This window comes from Stenotrophomonas sp. Ps181 (genome assembly GCF_025697425.1).
Classification (GTDB): domain Bacteria; phylum Pseudomonadota; class Gammaproteobacteria; order Xanthomonadales; family Xanthomonadaceae; genus Stenotrophomonas; species Stenotrophomonas sepilia.
In genome coordinates this window covers 47,206-63,314 of sequence record NZ_JAHWBI010000012.1, presented here as the reverse complement: position 1 = coordinate 63,314, position 16,109 = coordinate 47,206, and the positions used below count along the sequence as shown (strand labels likewise).

The window sequence follows — 16,109 nt, the reverse complement described above, 5'->3', positions numbered from 1 at the left end:
GATTTCTACCAGTCGCTGCGAGCCCGGGGCAAAGAAGGAAAAGTAGCCATCGTGGCGGTGATGCGGAAAATGCTGGTGATTCTCAACGCCCGGGTGCGCGACGCTGAAAACGGGCTGGTCCCTGCCTAAGGCCAGCCAGGGCGCAGACCAAAGGCTGCCGGCCAGCGGCCGGCACTACCGTGCCCGTCTCCTGGAGGGGCCAAGCCCCTCCATCAACACAGTTGCTACACGGACGTACTTGCGGCGGCCCCGCAAACCCACAGTACCCCGCCATCCCACGGAATGCCGCTGTTGCGGTTGCTGTTGCTGTGGCCTCTGCAGGTGCAGGGCTGCAAGCCCTGCCGAAAACCCCTACCCCGCCATCACCGCTTCGATCTCGTCGGCGCTGCGCGCCAGGCCTTCGGTCAGCACGCGATGGCCGTCATCGGTGATCAGCACATCGTCTTCAGTGCGGATGCCGATACCGCGCCAACGCGGTTCTACCGTCGTGTCGTCCACGCCGATGTACAGCCCCGGCTCGATGGTGAACGCCATGCCCGGCTCCAGAAGGCGTGAATCACCGGCCAGGCGGTAATCGCCCACATCGTGCACGTCCAATCCGATCCAGTGGCCGGTCTTGTGCCGGTAGAAGCGCTGGTACAGGCCTTCGGACAGATTCTTTTCCAGCGTGCCCTTCAGCAGGCCCAGCCGCAGCAGGCCCTCGGTCAAGGTCTGCACTGCGGCCAGGTGACCGGCCTCGTACGGCACGCCCGGCTTGGCCTGGGCCAGCGCCGCCGCCTGCGCCTCGCCGACCAGGTCGTGCAGCGCGCGCTGCTCGGCACTGAAGCGGCCGTTCACCGGGAAGGTGCGGGTGATGTCGCTGGCGTAGCCGCGGTACTCGGCGCCGGCGTCGATCAGCACCAGCTCGCCATCGCGCGACCGCGCGTTGTTGTCCCGGTAATGCAGGATGCAGCCGTTGCGGCCGGCACCGACGATGCTGCAATACGCAGGCACTGCATCGCTGGCGCGGAACACGCGTTCCAGCTCGGCCTGCAGTTCGTACTCGTGGATGCCGGCCCTGGCGGCCTTCATCGCCGCCAGATGCGCACGCACGCTGATCTGTGCGGCGTGGTGCATCAGTGCCACTTCGGCGCCGGATTTGAACAGGCGCTGCTCGTGCAGCAGGTGGCCCAGTTCCAGGAACTCGTGCGGCGGCTGCGCGCCATGGCGTACCTGCGAGCGCACGCGGTTGACCCAGCCGATCAGCTTCAGATCGAAGTCGGCGTCGCGGCCGAAGTGGTAGTAGACGCGCGAGCGCCCTTCCAGCAGGCCCGGCAGGATGTCGTCCAGATCATCGATCGGGTAGGCATCGTCCATGCCGTACTGCGCTACCGCGCCTTCCTGGCCGGCGCGGCTGCCGTCCCATGCCTCGCGCTCGGCATCGCGCTCGCGGCAGAACAGGATGGCCTCGCCGTGGCGGCGGCCCGGAATCAGCACCAGCACCGCCTCCGGTTCCGGGAAGCCGCTCAGGTACTGGAAATCCGAATCCTGGCGGAACGGATAATGGGTATCGAGGCTGCGCACCTTCTCGGCTGCGGCCGGCAGCACCAGGATCGCGTCCTCGCCAGCCATGTCCATCAGCTGGCGGCGGCGACGCTTGTATTCGCCGGCCGCGATGCCGGTGCGCTGCTTGATATCCATCAGTTCAGGCGCTGCCGATGGCGCGCGGCCAGCACCACGTCGCCGTGCAGCAGCAGCACCGCCACGCGGATGAACTCCTCGATCTCCGACAGGGCTTCGTCGTCGTCATCGCCGCCGGCCTCGAAATCCTCACTGGACGCACGCGCCAGGCTGGCCATGTCGGTCAGCGCTTCTTCGCCCTCTTCGGACAGGGCCGGGCGGCGGCCGCCGCTGCCTAGGCCGAAGCCGCCCAGGAACGAGCGGGTCCAGCTGAACATGGCATCGGCCTGCGCGGACACGTCGTCGCTGTCGGCGAGCAGCAGTTCGAAGGCGAAGTCGCGGTCTTCCAGCTGCTTGATGGTGGCCTGCAGCAGTTGCCCCAGCACGCTGTCAGCGGCCACCGGCGGCAGGTTGTCGTCGGCCAGCACGCGCGCCGGCCAATCGTTGCCGGGGGCGCCGCCGGCGGCCAGCCAGCCGCACAGCGCACCGTGCAGCTCGGCAGCGGTAGCGCCCAGGCCCAGCGCCTGGCTGGCGCGGGTAACGTCGTCGACGGAGGGAAGTTCGGTCATCGTGCGGCTCGTTCGGAAATAGGAAACGCGGGGTGCGCACGCGCGCGCCCGTGAGACCCCGTAGTGTAGCAACCCTGCGGCATCCTCTCGTGGCCGTCCGGCCTTGCTGCGACAGCGCTTGACCGCCCTCACCCGGCTTGCCTATGGTGCCTGCATGGAACCCGCCGATCCCCTTGCCCAGCTGCAGGACTTTGCCGCCCGCGTGGACGCGTTGCTTGAACGCAACCAGCGCCTGGCCGAGGAGAACCGCAGCCTGCGCCACCAGCAGGAACAGCTGGTGGCCGAGCGCTCGACGCTGCTGGCCAAGAACGAGCAGGCGCGCTCGCGGGTGGAAGCGATGATCAGCCGGCTCAAATCCCTGGAGCAGCACACATGAGCGCCGAACCGGTCAGCGTCCGCATCCTCGATCGTGAATACACCGTGGGCGTCGGCGCCGACGAACGCGACAGCCTGATGGCGGCTGCGCGCCTGCTCGATGCGCGCATGCGCGAGATCCGCGGCAGCAACCGCATGGCCGCCGTCGACCGCGTCGCCGTGCTGGCCGCGCTGAACCTGGCCCACGAACTGCAGCTGCTGCGCGACGAGAACGCCCGCCAGGCGGTGGCGCTGCAGCAGACCCTGGCCGACCTGAACCGGCGCCTGGACCGCGCGATCGACGGCACCCCATAGAAAAAGGGGACGGAGGGAATTAAGGCGCATTCGCCCCTTCCGTGCTGGAAACGTCTTAATTCCCTCCGTCCCCTTTTCGCGTATCTGAATTGGCACGGACTGTTGCCGACGAACGGCCTATCCAGATCCTGCGTGCTGGCTATAATGGCCACGCGTTCTCTGCGGTACTCGACGGCATGTGCAAACATTCGCCTTGTCCCTTAAGAACGACACCGGGAGCGCGACAGCGCCGGGAGTGCAGGTCCGCCTTGTAGCGGGAAGCCCGATGGTTCTCCAGCGTTCCCACTTGAGCCCCCGGGTTCAAGGTCGTTTCGCATGCATCGACATTGCGGAGAATGCAATATTCCAGCAAGGGCGGCGTCTTCGGGCGTCGCCCTTGTTCTTTCCGGCACAATGACGGCTGATCCTTGCCGCTCGCTGCCATGACCGACCCGCGCCAGGCCTTGCGCCACGACCTGCGGCAACGCCGCCGTGACCTTAACGCTGGTGAGCGCATCGCCGCCGCCGAATCGCTTGCCGATGCCCTGCTCGCCCTGCCGTTTGCCCCGCGCGAAGGCGCGGTGGCCGGCTACTGGGCGCTGGATGGCGAAATCGCCCTGCACCGCTGGCAGCTGCAACTGCCCGAAGGACTCACCTACTGCCTGCCGGTGCTGGCCGGCGACATGCTGCGCTTCGCACCATGGCGGCCCGGGCAGCCGCTGACCAGCAACCGCTATGGCATCCCCGAGCCGGACGTGGCCGTGGAAGACACCCTGGAACCGGAACGGATGGCGCTGGTCGTGACCCCATTGGTGGGTTTCGACGCACAGTGCCGCCGGCTGGGCATGGGGGGCGGCTGGTATGATCGCAGCTTCGCCTTCCGCCACGACCGGCCGGCGCCGCCCTGGCTGGTCGGTGCTGCGTTCGCGGTGCAGCAGGTCGAGTCCTTGCCGGTGGCGTCGTGGGACGTGCCGGTGGATGCGATCTGCACCGAAGACGGCACCCTGTTCCCCTCCGCTGCCCCCGTGAACGCATGACCGCCCGCAAGCGCTACTGGCTGATGAAGTCCGAACCGGACGCCTTCTCCATCGATGACCTGGCCAAGGTCAAGGTCGAACCCTGGAACGGGGTGCGCAACTACCAGGCGCGCAATTTCATGCGCGACGGCATGCAGGTGGGCGACGGCATCCTGTTCTACCACTCCAACACCAAGGTGCCCGGCATCGTCGGCCTGGCCACCGTCGCCAGCCCAGCCTACCCGGACGACACCCAGTTCGACCCGGAATCCGACTACCACGACCCCAAGAGCACACGCGAAAACCCGCGCTGGATGCTGGTGGACGTGGCCTTCGACCGCAAGCTCAAGCAGGTGATCGCGCTGGACGAGATCAAGTTGCACGCTGACGAGCTGGGCGAGGGCTTCCCGCTGGTTGCCAAGGGCAATCGCCTGTCGGTGTTCCCGGTGACCGCCGCGCAGTGGAAGCTGCTGCTGTCGCTGGAAAAGAAATCCTGATTCCCTGCCTGAGAGTTCTCCCATGTCCGAAGCCAAGCGCCTGGCCGCCGAGAAAGCCATCGAGTACGTCGAAGACGGCATGATCGTCGGTGTCGGCACCGGTTCCACCGTGGCCTATTTCATCGATGCCCTGGCCCGCATCCAGCACCGCATCAAGGGTGCCGTGTCCAGCTCCGAGCAGAGCACCGCGCGCCTGAAGCAGCACGGCATCGAGGTGATCGAGCTGAACCACAGCGGCAACCTGTCGCTGTACGTCGATGGCGCCGACGAGTGCGACCCGAACAAGTGCCTGATCAAGGGCGGCGGCGCCGCACTGACCCGCGAGAAGATCATCGCCGAGGCCAGCGAGCGCTTCATCTGCATCGTCGACCCGAGCAAGCAGGTGCCGGTGCTGGGCAGGTTCCCGCTGCCGGTGGAAGTGATCCCGATGGCGCGCAGCCTGGTCGCCCGCCAGATCCGCGACATGACCGGCGGCCAGCCGACCTGGCGCGAGGGCGTGGTCACCGACAACGGCAACCAGATCCTGGACATCCACAACCTGCAGATCACCGATCCCGAGAAGCTGGAGCGCGAGCTCAACCAGCTGCCGGGCGTGGTCTGCGTCGGCCTGTTCGCGCGCCGTCGCGCCGATGTGGTGATCGTCGGCGGCGAGCCGCCGGTCGTGCTCTGACCCTTCCGAAGGAGCCTGACGATGTCGCTGTTGCGTTCGCTGCTGATGCTTCCGCTGCTGGCCCTGGCCGGCTGCGCCACCGACGCGGCCCGCCATTGGGTCGAGCTGGACGGCGCCCGCTACCAGGTCGAGCTGGCCACCAACGATGAAACCCGCGCGCGCGGGCTGATGTTCCGCGACCAGATGGCGGCCGACCACGGCATGCTGTTCATCCACGACCGCGAGGAAATGCAGGCGTACTGGATGAAGAACACCAGGATCGCGCTGGACATCCTTTACTTCGACAGCCAGCGCAGGCTGGTCAGCCAGCAGCGCGACGTACCGCCGTGCTCGGCCGGCGACATGTGCCCGCCCTATCCCAGCGGCGGCCCGGCGCGTTATGTACTGGAACTCAACGCCGGCCAGGCCGAGAAGCTGCAGCTCAAGGACGGCACGGAGCTGAAATTCGGCCCGGGCATCGAGTAACAGGGTTCTGCCCGCGGTAGTGCCGGCCGCTGGCCGGCAACCCCACAGGGGTCAGATCCCATTCGCTCGCGAAAGGCATCTGACCCCTGAATTTTTCACGCGACACCGCTTGAATCCGCCTGCGAATGACGCCAGTCTGTGGCCATGCAGGACCGGATCACACTCCCCGACTGGGATGCCTTGGCCGACCTCGAAGACGAGGCGCTGCCACTGTTGCCGACCGCGCTGCTGATCGCGCGCGATGAATACCCCGATCTGCAGCCGTCCACCTACGACGCGCTGATCCAGAGCCATGTCGAGCACCTCCGCTCGGAAGTGGAGAGCATCGACAACAGCCCGCTGAAGATGGCGGCGATCAACCGCCACCTGTTCGACGAGCTGGGCTACAGCGGCGACCACGACGAGTACTACGACCCGCGCAACAGCTACCTCAACCAGGTATTCGAGCGCCGCCTGGGCAACCCGATCTCGCTGGCGCTGGTGCAGATGGAAGTCGCGCGCCGGCTGGGTATTCCGCTCGATGGCGTGTCCTTCCCCGGCCACTTCCTGGTGCGCCTGCCGGTGGACGACGGCGTGCTGGTGATGGACCCGTTCAACGGTGGCCGACCGCTGGACGTGGACGAACTGCGCGAGCGGGCCAAGTCACACCTGGGCGGGCAGATGCCCGACGACCAGGTGCTGGCGCAGATCCTCGACCCGGCGCCCGCGCGCGCGATCCTGATGCGCATGCTGCGCAACCTGCACGGCGTGTATGCCGAAGCCGGCGAGTGGGACCGCGCCGCGCGCAGTGCCGACCGCCTGCTGAAGCTGGCCCCGGAGCAGGACGATGCGCTGCGCGACCGCGGCCTGGCCTATCTGCAGCTGGAGTACTTGGCCGGTGCCCGCCACGATCTGGGCCAGTACCTGAAGCGCAACCCGGAAGCCAGCGATGCGCAGTGGCTGCGCGAGAAGCTGATCGACCTCGGCGGGCCGATGCCGCGGCTGCATTGAGGGAGTCGGTGTGTGGACCAACGGTCCACACCCACCGGATGGGCCGGATGGCCCTCCAGTCAATCGACCTCGACCATCTCGAAATCGGCCTTGGTCACCCCGCAATCCGGGCAGGTCCAGGTCTCGGGAATGTCCTCCCAGCGCGTCCCTGGCGCGATGCCTTCCTCCGGCAAGCCTTCCGCTTCGCTGTACAGGAAGCCGCAGACCACGCACATCCAGGTGCGCAAGGTGGTGGGGGTGGCGTCGCTCATCGGATAATCAGGACTGGATTCACGGGCCGCCATTGTCCCATCGCGGTCCACTCACCGGTAGCCATCGATGATTTCTGCTTCCCCGGCGCCCCGCGGCGTCTACCTGATCACCCCGGACGAGCCCGATACCGCACGCCTGCTGGCCCGTACCGCACCCTTGCTGGCCGCCGGCGCCACCTGGCTGCAGTACCGCAACAAGACCGCAAGCGACGCGCTGCGGCGGGAGCAGGCCACCGCGCTGCAGGCACTGTGTGCGGACCACGGCGTGCCGCTGATCGTCAACGATGACCCGGCGCTGGCCAAGGCCGTGGGCGCGGCGGGCGTGCACCTGGGCGGCACCGACGGCGACATCCCCAGCGCGCGCGCCCTGCTCGGCCCCGAGGCCATCATCGGCGCCTCCTGCTATGACCAGCTGGCCAATGCCGAGAGGGCCGTGGCCGCCGGCGCCAGCTACGTGGCCTTCGGCGCGTTTTTCCCGACCACCACCAAGATCACCACCAGCCGCGCCCATGCCGACCTGCTGCGGCAAAGCGCCGCACTGGGCGTGCCACGGGTGGCGATCGGCGGGCTGACGCCGGACAATGTCGGTCCCATCATCGACGCCGGTGCCGATCTGGTCGCCGTGGTCAGCAGCGTGTTCGCCGCCGAAGATCCGGTCGCGACCCAGCGCGCCTTCCTCGCCCAGTTCGCGTAACGCCCAGGATATTCCCCCATGAACCACGACCAGTCCCACGCCCTGTTCTCCCGCGCCCAGCAGCTGTTGCCGGGCGGCGTCAATTCGCCGGTGCGCGCGTTCAAGTCGGTCGGCGGCGAACCGTTCTTCGTCGAGCGCGCCGACGGCGCCTACCTGTACGACGTCGACGGCAACCGCTACATCGACTACGTCGGCTCCTGGGGCCCGATGATCGTCGGCCACAACCACCCGGCGGTACGCCAGGCGGTGAAGAAGGCGATCGACAACGGCCTGTCGTTCGGCGCGCCATGCGCGGCCGAGGTGACCATGGCCGAGACCATCACCCGCCTGGTGCCCTCGTGCGAGATGGTGCGCATGGTCAACTCCGGCACCGAGGCCACCCTGTCGGCGATCCGCCTGGCGCGTGGCGCCACCGGCCGCAACCGCATCGTCAAGTTCGAAGGCTGCTATCACGGCCACGGCGACTCGTTCCTGGTCAAGGCCGGCAGCGGCATGCTGACCCTGGGCGTGCCGACCTCGCCGGGCGTCCCGGCCGGGCTGAGCGAACTGACCCTGACCCTGCCCTACAACGACTTCGAAGCGGCCACTGCGCTGTTCGAGCAGCAGGGCGATGACATCGCCGGCCTGATCATCGAACCGGTGGTCGGCAACGCCAACTGCATCCCGCCGCGCGAGGGCTACCTGCAGCACCTGCGCGAACTGTGTACGAAACACGGCGCGCTGCTGATCTTCGACGAAGTGATGACCGGCTTCCGCGTCGCCCTCGGCGGTGCGCAGGCGCACTACGGCATCACCCCGGACCTGACCACGTTCGGCAAGATCATCGGCGGCGGCATGCCGGTGGGTGCGTACGGCGGTCGCCGCGAGCTGATGCAGCAGATCGCCCCGGCCGGCCCGATCTACCAGGCTGGCACGCTGAGCGGCAACCCGGTGGCGATGGCCGCTGGCCTGGCGATGCTGGAACTGATCCAGCAGCCGGGTTTCCACGACGACCTGGCCGAACGCACCGCACGCCTGTGCGCCGGCCTGGAAGCGGCCGCCGCCGAAGCTGGCGTGGCGGTGACCACCACCCGCGTGGGCGCGATGTTCGGTCTGTTCTTCACCGACGAAAAGGTGGAGACCTATGCGCAGGCCACGGCCTGTGATATTCCGGCGTTCAACCGCTTCTTCCACGCGATGCTGGACCAGGGCGTGTTCCTGGCACCGTCGGCGTATGAGGCCGGTTTCCTGTCCAGCGCGCACGACGATGCGGTGATCGAGGCCACCCTCGCCGCTGCACGCGTGGCGTTCAAGGCCACCAAGGGCTGATCGCAAAAAGGGGACGGAGGGGATTAAGTCGTTTGTGCACAAACGACTTAATCCCCTCCGTCCCTTTTTTTTTTCTAACCGAAGACGAACTTGCCCTTCATCATCGCGAAGTGGCCGGGGAACGAGCAGAAGAAGGTGTAGTCGCCGCCCTTCTGCAGGCCCTGGGTGGAAAAGCGCACGCGCGTGGTCTCGCCACCACCAATCACTTTGGTGTGCGCCAGCACGCGCTTGTCGGCCTTCGGCAGGTAGCTGTCGGCCAGGGTCATGCGCATGCCCGCCAGTGCCACCGGCTGGTAATCGGCCGTGCGGGTCAGCACCCAGTTATGGCCCATCGCGGTAGCGGCCAGCTTGCCGGTATGGCGCAGGGTCAGATCCACGGCGGTGCAATCAGCGGCGACCTTGATCTCGCGACTGCTGAAGCTCATCTGGTCGGTGCTGTCGATGCTCACCGCACACACCCGCGCCATCGCCGACGGCGCCAGCATCAGCGCGCCCAGTCCCACTGCCACCCACCAAGCCTTCATCGTTGCCTCTCCTGCGGTTCAAGCACCATTCTAGGCAGCCCCCTGCGGCCGCGTCTGCGACCGTCTGTCGCATGCCCACTCCAGGGTTTCCCGCGCACTCACTGCAATGGCATGCTCGACCGATGCGGATCGACCTGTTGCTGCTGGATGTGGACGGCGTGCTGGTGCAGTACCAGCGCGCGCAGCGCGTGCTGCACCTGGCGCAGGCACTGGATGTTAGCCCTGCCGCAGTGCAGGCGGCGCTGTTCGACAGCGGACTGGAAGCGGCGCATGACAACGGCACGCTGCAGGGTCCGGCCTACCTGGCGCGGCTGGGGGCGTGCCTGGGCAGGACCGTCGATGTACCCAGCTGGATCGCCGCACGCCAGGCGGCCAGCCATCCGCAGCACGCGGTGCTGCAGCGGCTGCAGGTCCTGCAGCTGCCACTGGCGGTACTGACCAACAATGGCGCGCTGATGGTGCAGGCGCTGCCCACCCTGCTGCCGGAACTGTTCCCTGCACTGCAGGGACGCGTGTTCTGCAGCGCCGATTTCGGCCTGCGCAAACCTGAGCCCGCAGTATTCCTGCGCACACTCGACGTACTGGGCGTGGCGCCTTCGCGCACGCTGTTCGTCGATGACCTGTTCGCCAATGTGCGCGGCGCACGCGCCGCCGGCCTGCACGCGGAAACCGTGCGCGATGGCCGTGGATTGGGCAAGGTGTTGAAGCGTTACGCGGTGAGCTGATTGGGGTCAGAGCCCTCTCCGCGGGAGAGGGATCCGACCCCGGCACCCTGGCTTCAGCGCGCGGCGATGAACGCAGCAATCGCTGCGCGCAGGCGCGTGAGGCCTTCGGCCACTTCTTCGTCGGTGATGTTCAGCGACGGCACGAAGCGCAGCACGTCCGGGCCGGCCTGCAGGGTCAGCAGGCCGTGCTCGGCGGCATGGTCGAGGATCGCCCCGGCCTGGCCGGCGAAGTCCTTGCCCAGCACCGCGCCCAGCATCAGGCCGCGGCCACGCACGTCGCTGAACACACCGAACTCATCGTTGATGCGGGCAAAGCCATCGCGCAGCGCCTTGGACTGGCGGCTGACGTTGGCGGCGATCTCCGCCGAGGCCAGCTTGCGCAGTGCCACGCGGGCCACCGCAGCGGCCAGCGGGTTGCCGCCGAAGGTGGTGCCGTGCGCGCCGAACTGCATGGTCTCGGCCACCTTCGGGCCGGCCAGCATCGCGCCGATCGGGAAGCCGCCGCCGAGTGCCTTGGCCAGGGTGACCATGTCCGGCACCACATCATCCTGCCAGTGCGCGAACAGCGTGCCGGTGCGGCCCATGCCGGCCTGGATCTCGTCCAGCACCAGCAGTGCGTTGTGCTGGTCGCACAGTTCGCGCACGCACTTGAGGAAACCGGACTTGGCCGGCATCACGCCGCCCTCGCCCTGGATGGGCTCCAGCATCACCGCCGCCACGTCGCCGGCGGCCATCGCGGTTTCCAGCTGTACCTCATCGTTGAAATCGATGTAGCGGAAGCCGCCAGGCAGCGGCTCGTAGCCTTCCTGGTACTTCGGCTGGGCCGTAGCGGTCACCGCGCCCAGGGTGCGGCCGTGGAAGCTGCCACGGAAGGTGATGATCACCCGCTTGTCGGCCGGGCGGCCCTGGCTGGAGGCCCACTTGCGGACCATCTTGATCGCCACTTCGTTGGCTTCGGCGCCGGAATTGCACAGGAACACGCGCTCGGCGAAGCGGCTGGCCTTCACCAGCTCCTCGGCCAGGTGCAGCGGCGGCGCGCTGTAGAAAACGTTGCTGGTGTGCCAGAGCTTGCCGGCCTGCTCGACCAGCGCGGCCACCAGGTCCGGATCATTGTGGCCCAGGCCGCACACGGCGATGCCGGCGGCCAGGTCGATGAACTCACGCCCCTGGCTGTCCCACACGCGGGCGCCCTGCCCTCGCTCCAGCACCACCTGGCGGGGCTTGTAGACCGGCAGGTAGTAGTGCGAAAGGGAGATCAGCGGATCGGTCGCGGCAGTCATGGCAGTCGGCAGGGTTCAGGAATGCCCATTCTCGCGCCGGAACCCCTGCGGCACAATGCGCCCATGCGACCGTTTTCCGCCCCCCAGCTCAACCCCGCCACCGAGACCGGCTGGCGCCGTCGGTGGTTCGACATCATCTACCGCCATGACTCGCGGCCCTCGCGCAATTTCGACCTGATCCTGGTGGTGGCGATTGTTGCCAGCATCCTGGTGGTGATGATCGACAGCGTGCAGCACCTGCATGCCGAATGGTCCACCGGCCTGTACATCCTGGAATGGGGCTTCACGATCATCTTCACCGCCGAGTACCTGCTGCGCCTGGCGGTGGTCAAGCGCCCGCTGCGTTACGCGGTGAGCATCTGGGGCATCATCGACCTGCTGTCGATCCTGCCCGCCTACCTGTCGATGTTCATCCCGGGCGCGCAGAGCCTGCTGGTGGTGCGTGCGCTGCGCATCCTGCGGGTGTTCCGCATCCTCAAGCTGACCCGCTACATCGAGGAAAGCGGCGTCCTGATGACGTCGCTGTGGCGCAGCCGGCGCAAGGTGCTGGTGTTCCTGTTCACGGTGATCACCATCACCATCATCGCCGGCGCGCTGATGTACGTGATCGAGGGCCCCGAACACGGCTTCACCAACATCCCGGCCAGCATGTACTGGGCGGTGGTGACCATGGCCACGGTCGGCTTCGGCGACATCGTGCCGCAGACCGTGCTGGGCCGCTTCGTCACCTCGGTGCTGATCCTGATCGGCTACAGCATCATCGCCGTGCCTACCGGCATCTACACCGCCGAACTGGCCAGCACCATGCGCGAAGCCGAGCTGGCCGCGCGCCGGGATGCCCGCGGCTGCCCGCACTGCGGGCTGGAAGGCCACGAGCCGGATGCACGGCACTGCCGCAAATGTGGCGGTGAACTGCCGGATGCATTCAGCCATTGAGGCAGATGCCGGCCAGCGGCCGGCACTACCCCCGGTAGATCCACGCGCTGCGTGGATCGCCCTCAACGCATGCGGTTGCTGGTGGTCACCAGGTCGTTGTAGGCATCCAGAATGGTCGACTGTGCGCCTTCAGGGTCAGTGGTGAGCCAGCTGCCCGACGCCTTGCGCTCGGCGGCCAGCGCATCGGCGGTGATCGGCTTGCCCTGTTCCAGGCGCTCGACTCCGCGCCCGGCGGTACGCACCAGCTTGTCGGCCGAACGCTGCACATGGCCCCACATCGGGTCGTCCTTGCCGACACCACTGTTCTGGATTTCCGTCACCAGCGCCTGATAGTCGGCCAGCTGGCCGCGCAACGCCGCAACGTCCGGCGCGTCGCTCTGGAACGCCATCGCCAGCTGCTTGCCATCGCCGACAAGGCGCAGGTGGTAATAGGCCAGCGAGCGGCCTTCGCTTTCCTCGATCTGCTTCAGCTGGGCGGCGCGGCGATCGTTCTCGTTCTTTTCCAGCGCCTCATCCATCGCTTCGCTGGCCTTGAAGAAATCAGCATAGGCCTGCATCAGCGGGGCATGCTGGCTGCGCATCCCATCGCCACCATCGCGACGATAGTCCTCGCGGGTGAAGTACCCATCGGCACGCTCGATCAGGGTGTTCAGTGCCTGGAATGCCCGCTGGTACTGTCGTGCGGGTGCATCCAGCGGCGTGGCAGGGGTCTTTGCCAGCGCATCGGTCACCGGCTGGCCGCAGTAGTCGACCCGGTGCGACAACAGCTTGCCGGGTGAACGCGGCTGCGCTTCCTCGCCGGTCGGGCCGGCCTCGGGATCCTTCATCCAGCCCGTGTAGGTCTGGAAACCCTCGTGGATGGGCTGTTCGACGCCGTTGTAGCACTCGATGTAGGCGTTCACCTTCTCCAGCCCGGGGTCGGCGACCGCCAGCCCGGCCGGGTTGTTGCAGCCGGCCAGCGCGCCGAGCAGGAGAACAGGAATCAGGCGTGTGGATGCGTTCAAATCAGTTCCTTGCACAAGTGAAAACTGCAGCCATCGTCCTGCATGGCGCGAGCGCGCGCTCCAGCACCTCGGCAAGGTGCTGGCATTCGGGGCTGCGGGGTGTGTCATGCCGCAATCAACCTGCTCAATCGCGACAAAAATGACGCGCTGAGCTTCCCGCTTACTGGCGGTTGCTCTGGAAAACCAGCGAGTTGTATTCCTGCATCAGCTTGCTGGCCGAACCGCGCGGCGCCATCGAGGGCGAATCCAGCATGCGCCGTTCGAAATCGCTGTAGGGCGTCTTGCTGCTGACCCGCTGCAGCCGCTCCTTGCCTTCCCGACGGAAGTTCTCGGCTTCGCGCTCGAAGCTGTTCCAGTCCAGCTTGCCCGGCTCCTGATCGGCCACCTTGGCATGCGCCTCGTCGGAAATACGGTTGAAGGCGTCGAGTCGTTCACGGGCTTGGGCCGGATCAAAGTCGTCCTCGCTCATCAGCTCCACGATCGCCTTGGCTTCCAGCATCATCGCCAGACGGTAGTACTCGCGCGTTCGCCCCTCGGCCTGTTCCAATACCTTGAGCTGCTCGCGCTGGGCAGCGTCATTCTGGCGCTCCAGCTCGGCGTTGAACGTTTCGCTGGCAACCACGAAGTCCTTGAATGCGGCCATCAAGGGCGCGTGCAGCTGCTTGCCCTTGGCAAACTGGTCGTCTTCGTAGTCCTGGCGATCATAGTAGTCGTGCGCCTCCTTGCTGACCGGCACCAGCGCCTTCAGCGCCTGCTGATAATGGCTGGCAGCAGCATCGAGTTCGGCCAGCGCCGGCTTGGCAGCCATCGCCTCGGTCACCGGGCCATCGCACTGCTTCATGTCGTAATCGCTGATCTCGAACGGACCGTACACCTGTGTCTCGCGCCCGCTCGGGCCGGCCTCGACGTCCTTGATCCAGCGCGTGTAGGACTGGAGGCTGTCGTGCGTCTTCGAATCAAGCGCGTTGAAGCAGCCGATGTAGGCGTTGAGCTTCGCAGTCAACTGCTGCTGTGCGTCCGACGGCACCGTGTTGACCTCCGGCGTGCCTGCGGCGCCGGCGTCGCCAGCGGTTGCAGGGGCCTTGCCACCGCAGGCGGCCAGGACAAGCGATAGCGAAGCGGCCAGCGCCGCGATGGAAAGCGTACGTGTCATGTGTTCACATCCCTGTTGAAAACGATTACAGCCCTGCATTCTAGCGCAGCAGGCCGAGGGCCGCAGCCCTCGGCCCTTGCGCAACGTAGCACTCAGTCCAGGAACAGATCCGGCAACAACGACCGCGACGGGTCCACGGCATAGCCGGACAGATCGCTGACGCCGGCCTGTGCCAGCACTTCATCGTCGATCAGGAACTGGCCGTGGAAACCCGCCGCCTCGCGCACCAGCACCGCGTGCGCTGCATCGGCCATGATCTGCGGCGTGCGGCAGCCGGCCGCATCGACGCCCGGAATCATGTTGATTGCATCGGTGGCGATCACCGTGCGCGGCCACAGCGCGTTCACCGCCACACCCTGCGGGCCGAATTCCGCGGCCAGGCCGAGCGTGACGAAGCTCATGCCCATCTTCGCCAGCGTGTAGCCGGTATGCGCGCCCCACCACTTCGGTTCCAGGCTGGGCGGCGGCGCCAGGGTCAGGATGTGCGGATTCGGCGCCTGCAGCAGGTACGGCAGGCAGGCCTGCGCGCACAGGAAACTGCCGCGCGAATTGACCTGCTGCATCAGGTCGAAGCGTTTCATCGGCGTATCCAGCGTGCCACGCAGCCAGATCGCGCTGGCATTGTTGACCAGGATGTCGATGCCACCAAAGGCGTCGACCGTGGCGGCAACCGCCGCCTGCACCTGCTCTTCCTCGCGGATGTCGCACTTCAGCGCCAGCCCCTGGCCGCCGGCCGCGGTAACGGCTTCGGCTGCGGTATGGATGGTGCCCGGCAGCTTTGGGTTCGGCACCGCCGACTTGGCCGCAATCGCCACGTTGGCGCCGTCACGCGCAGCGCGCAGTGCGATGGCCAGGCCGATGCCACGCGAGGCACCAGTGATGAAAAGCGTTTTGCCCTGCAGACTGCCCACGTTCCACACTCCAGCGTATGCAATGAGCCGCTAGTATGCCGCGCCGACGTGGAGTTCACCCGGCCTTGACGATACTTGGGCCTCCAGTCAACGCACGAGGTTCACGCCATGCGCCGTTCCCGCCTGTTGCTGCCTGCCCTGGGCCTTGCCCTGCTGACTGCCTGCCAGGGCCGTTCGCCGGAACCCGGCAAGGAGCCGCCTGCCGGTGATACCCCCAGCGCAGAGAAGGCCGCCGCCGACGGCAAGCTGCGCTGGAGCGAGGCAGTGGTGTGGGATGGCGACCTCAACGCCTGCCGCCAGGGCGAGAATGCGGCCACGCGTGATTGCCTGCGCGATGCGATGCGCGCCGGCGGCGCCAGCGCCGATGCGATCACCGCCGCCGAACAGCTGTCCACCGGCGGCGAGCTGGCCTACGTGACGGCCTGGCACGAGAACGAAGGCCTGGGCATTGCCACGGTCGAGTATCCGTTCCGCGCCAACACCAACGAGGGCACCCGTCTGGTCGACGCCAGCGGCAAGCGCATCGATGTGGATGCCGTGCAGCTGGACGACACCCTGCGTGCCGACCCCACCGTGCAGGCCCTGCTGAAGGACCACCCGCAGGCCACGCCGTTCGCACCGGCGCAGTCGGCCGGGGCCACGCCGCTGGAGAACGGCGGCATCCGCCTGCTGTACCGCACGCCGCTGCGCGACTGCCACGCCTGCCCGGATGTGGGCCAGCTGCAGATCGCCTACGACTTCGATGCCAAGCGCAACTTCATCGGCCAGCAGGTGGTGCCGGCGACGCCGTAACCTGGAAACGCCGCGTG

20 protein-coding genes, 1 other RNA gene and 1 pseudogene are annotated in these 16,109 nt (G+C 67.1%); 14 read left to right on the top strand and 8 right to left on the bottom strand.

Annotation, left to right across the window (positions count from 1 at the left end; all coding sequences use genetic code 11):
• Window positions 1–129: pseudogene (locus KXV01_RS19520) on the top strand (IS110 family transposase); the annotation flags it as partial.
• 222 nt (window positions 130–351) lie between these two features.
• On the opposite strand, the gene KXV01_RS19515 reads toward KXV01_RS19520, so the two are convergent.
• Together KXV01_RS19515 and KXV01_RS19510 are read right to left on the bottom strand one after the other, a co-directional pair.
• Window positions 352–1,674: an aminopeptidase P N-terminal domain-containing protein gene (locus KXV01_RS19515; protein ID WP_099486189.1), complete on the bottom strand. Its 1,323-nt coding sequence runs from the start codon at window positions 1,672–1,674 to the stop codon at window positions 352–354.
• Window positions 1,675–1,679: 5 nt separating this feature from the next.
• The gene (locus KXV01_RS19510) at window positions 1,680–2,228 is read right to left on the bottom strand and encodes a UPF0149 family protein (protein WP_049417103.1); all 549 of its coding nucleotides are present in this window, start codon (window positions 2,226–2,228) and stop codon (window positions 1,680–1,682) included.
• A 154-nt stretch (window positions 2,229–2,382) separates the two neighbouring features.
• Between KXV01_RS19510 and KXV01_RS19505 the strand changes: the two genes are divergently transcribed.
• The 8 genes from KXV01_RS19505 to KXV01_RS19470 all read left to right on the top strand — a co-directional run bounded on the left by KXV01_RS19505 (window position 2,383) and on the right by KXV01_RS19470 (window position 6,514).
• A complete protein-coding gene (locus KXV01_RS19505) occupies window positions 2,383–2,604 on the top strand; it encodes a TIGR02449 family protein (RefSeq protein ID WP_005418996.1) in 222 nt (73 codons plus the stop codon).
• Window positions 2,601–2,897 carry a cell division protein ZapA gene (locus tag KXV01_RS19500; RefSeq protein WP_049417102.1) on the top strand — a complete coding sequence of 99 codons (297 nt, stop codon included), beginning with the start codon at window positions 2,601–2,603 and terminating at the stop codon, window positions 2,895–2,897. The genes KXV01_RS19505 and KXV01_RS19500 overlap by 4 nt, the downstream gene beginning before the upstream one ends.
• A gap of 153 nt (window positions 2,898–3,050) precedes the next feature.
• Window positions 3,051–3,236: non-coding RNA, 6S RNA (gene ssrS / locus KXV01_RS19495), on the top strand.
• 83 nt (window positions 3,237–3,319) lie between these two features.
• The gene (locus KXV01_RS19490; protein WP_049440069.1) at window positions 3,320–3,913 is read left to right on the top strand and encodes a 5-formyltetrahydrofolate cyclo-ligase; all 594 of its coding nucleotides are present in this window, start codon (window positions 3,320–3,322) and stop codon (window positions 3,911–3,913) included.
• Window positions 3,910–4,389 (top strand): EVE domain-containing protein, encoded by a 480-nt coding sequence (locus KXV01_RS19485; protein ID WP_049417100.1) that lies wholly within the window; start codon window positions 3,910–3,912, stop codon window positions 4,387–4,389. The genes KXV01_RS19490 and KXV01_RS19485 overlap by 4 nt, the downstream gene beginning before the upstream one ends.
• A 22-nt stretch (window positions 4,390–4,411) precedes the next feature.
• Entirely contained in the window at window positions 4,412–5,059 is a 648-nt protein-coding gene (gene rpiA, locus KXV01_RS19480; protein WP_014648291.1) for a ribose-5-phosphate isomerase RpiA, read from the top strand.
• A gap of 21 nt (window positions 5,060–5,080) precedes the next feature.
• Window positions 5,081–5,524, top strand: coding sequence for a DUF192 domain-containing protein (locus KXV01_RS19475; protein WP_049417099.1), 444 nt, complete (start codon window positions 5,081–5,083; stop codon window positions 5,522–5,524).
• A gap of 144 nt (window positions 5,525–5,668) precedes the next feature.
• Entirely contained in the window at window positions 5,669–6,514 is an 846-nt protein-coding gene (locus KXV01_RS19470) for a SirB1 family protein (protein WP_005419007.1), read from the top strand.
• A 59-nt stretch (window positions 6,515–6,573) separates the two neighbouring features.
• Here KXV01_RS19470 and KXV01_RS19465 read toward each other — a convergent pair whose 3' ends face one another.
• On the bottom strand, window positions 6,574–6,798 hold the full coding sequence (locus KXV01_RS19465; protein WP_014038358.1) for a rubredoxin: 225 nt from the start codon (window positions 6,796–6,798) through the stop codon (window positions 6,574–6,576).
• A gap of 34 nt (window positions 6,799–6,832) precedes the next feature.
• Between KXV01_RS19465 and thiE the strand changes: the two genes are divergently transcribed.
• Together thiE and hemL are read left to right on the top strand one after the other, a co-directional pair.
• Window positions 6,833–7,459, top strand: a complete 627-nt coding sequence (gene thiE, locus KXV01_RS19460) for a thiamine phosphate synthase (RefSeq protein WP_111096662.1) — start codon at window positions 6,833–6,835, stop codon at window positions 7,457–7,459.
• A gap of 18 nt (window positions 7,460–7,477) precedes the next feature.
• On the top strand, window positions 7,478–8,767 hold the full coding sequence (hemL, locus tag KXV01_RS19455; protein WP_049417097.1) for a glutamate-1-semialdehyde 2,1-aminomutase: 1,290 nt from the start codon (window positions 7,478–7,480) through the stop codon (window positions 8,765–8,767).
• 74 nt (window positions 8,768–8,841) lie between these two features.
• On the opposite strand, the gene azu is transcribed toward hemL, so the two are convergent.
• On the bottom strand, window positions 8,842–9,291 hold the full coding sequence (azu, locus tag KXV01_RS19450) for an azurin (RefSeq protein WP_049413722.1): 450 nt from the start codon (window positions 9,289–9,291) through the stop codon (window positions 8,842–8,844).
• A gap of 122 nt (window positions 9,292–9,413) precedes the next feature.
• Here azu and KXV01_RS19445 point away from each other — a divergent pair, with 122 nt between their 5' ends.
• Window positions 9,414–10,016, top strand: a complete 603-nt coding sequence (locus tag KXV01_RS19445; RefSeq protein ID WP_099495438.1) for an HAD-IA family hydrolase — start codon at window positions 9,414–9,416, stop codon at window positions 10,014–10,016.
• 53 nt (window positions 10,017–10,069) lie between these two features.
• Here the strand turns inward: KXV01_RS19445 and KXV01_RS19440 are convergent, their stop codons facing one another.
• Entirely contained in the window at window positions 10,070–11,296 is a 1,227-nt protein-coding gene (locus tag KXV01_RS19440) for an acetylornithine transaminase (RefSeq protein WP_111096661.1), read from the bottom strand.
• Window positions 11,297–11,359: 63 nt separating this feature from the next.
• Here KXV01_RS19440 and KXV01_RS19435 point away from each other — a divergent pair, with 63 nt between their 5' ends.
• Window positions 11,360–12,232, top strand: coding sequence for an ion transporter (locus tag KXV01_RS19435; protein ID WP_049413719.1), 873 nt, complete (start codon window positions 11,360–11,362; stop codon window positions 12,230–12,232).
• A gap of 62 nt (window positions 12,233–12,294) precedes the next feature.
• Here KXV01_RS19435 and KXV01_RS19430 read toward each other — a convergent pair whose 3' ends face one another.
• The 3 genes from KXV01_RS19430 to KXV01_RS19420 all read right to left on the bottom strand — a co-directional run bounded on the left by KXV01_RS19430 (window position 12,295) and on the right by KXV01_RS19420 (window position 15,300).
• Entirely contained in the window at window positions 12,295–13,236 is a 942-nt protein-coding gene (locus KXV01_RS19430; protein ID WP_111096660.1) for a YiiG family protein, read from the bottom strand.
• 160 nt (window positions 13,237–13,396) lie between these two features.
• Window positions 13,397–14,389 (bottom strand): YiiG family protein, encoded by a 993-nt coding sequence (locus tag KXV01_RS19425; RefSeq protein ID WP_111096659.1) that lies wholly within the window; start codon window positions 14,387–14,389, stop codon window positions 13,397–13,399.
• A 92-nt stretch (window positions 14,390–14,481) separates the two neighbouring features.
• Window positions 14,482–15,300 carry an NAD(P)-dependent oxidoreductase gene (locus tag KXV01_RS19420; RefSeq protein WP_049439911.1) on the bottom strand — a complete coding sequence of 273 codons (819 nt, stop codon included), beginning with the start codon at window positions 15,298–15,300 and terminating at the stop codon, window positions 14,482–14,484.
• Between the two features lie 108 nt (window positions 15,301–15,408).
• Here KXV01_RS19420 and KXV01_RS19415 point away from each other — a divergent pair, with 108 nt between their 5' ends.
• Window positions 15,409–16,092 carry a hypothetical protein gene (locus KXV01_RS19415; RefSeq protein WP_049413712.1) on the top strand — a complete coding sequence of 228 codons (684 nt, stop codon included), beginning with the start codon at window positions 15,409–15,411 and terminating at the stop codon, window positions 16,090–16,092.
• Window positions 16,093–16,109: the final 17 nt, after the last annotated feature.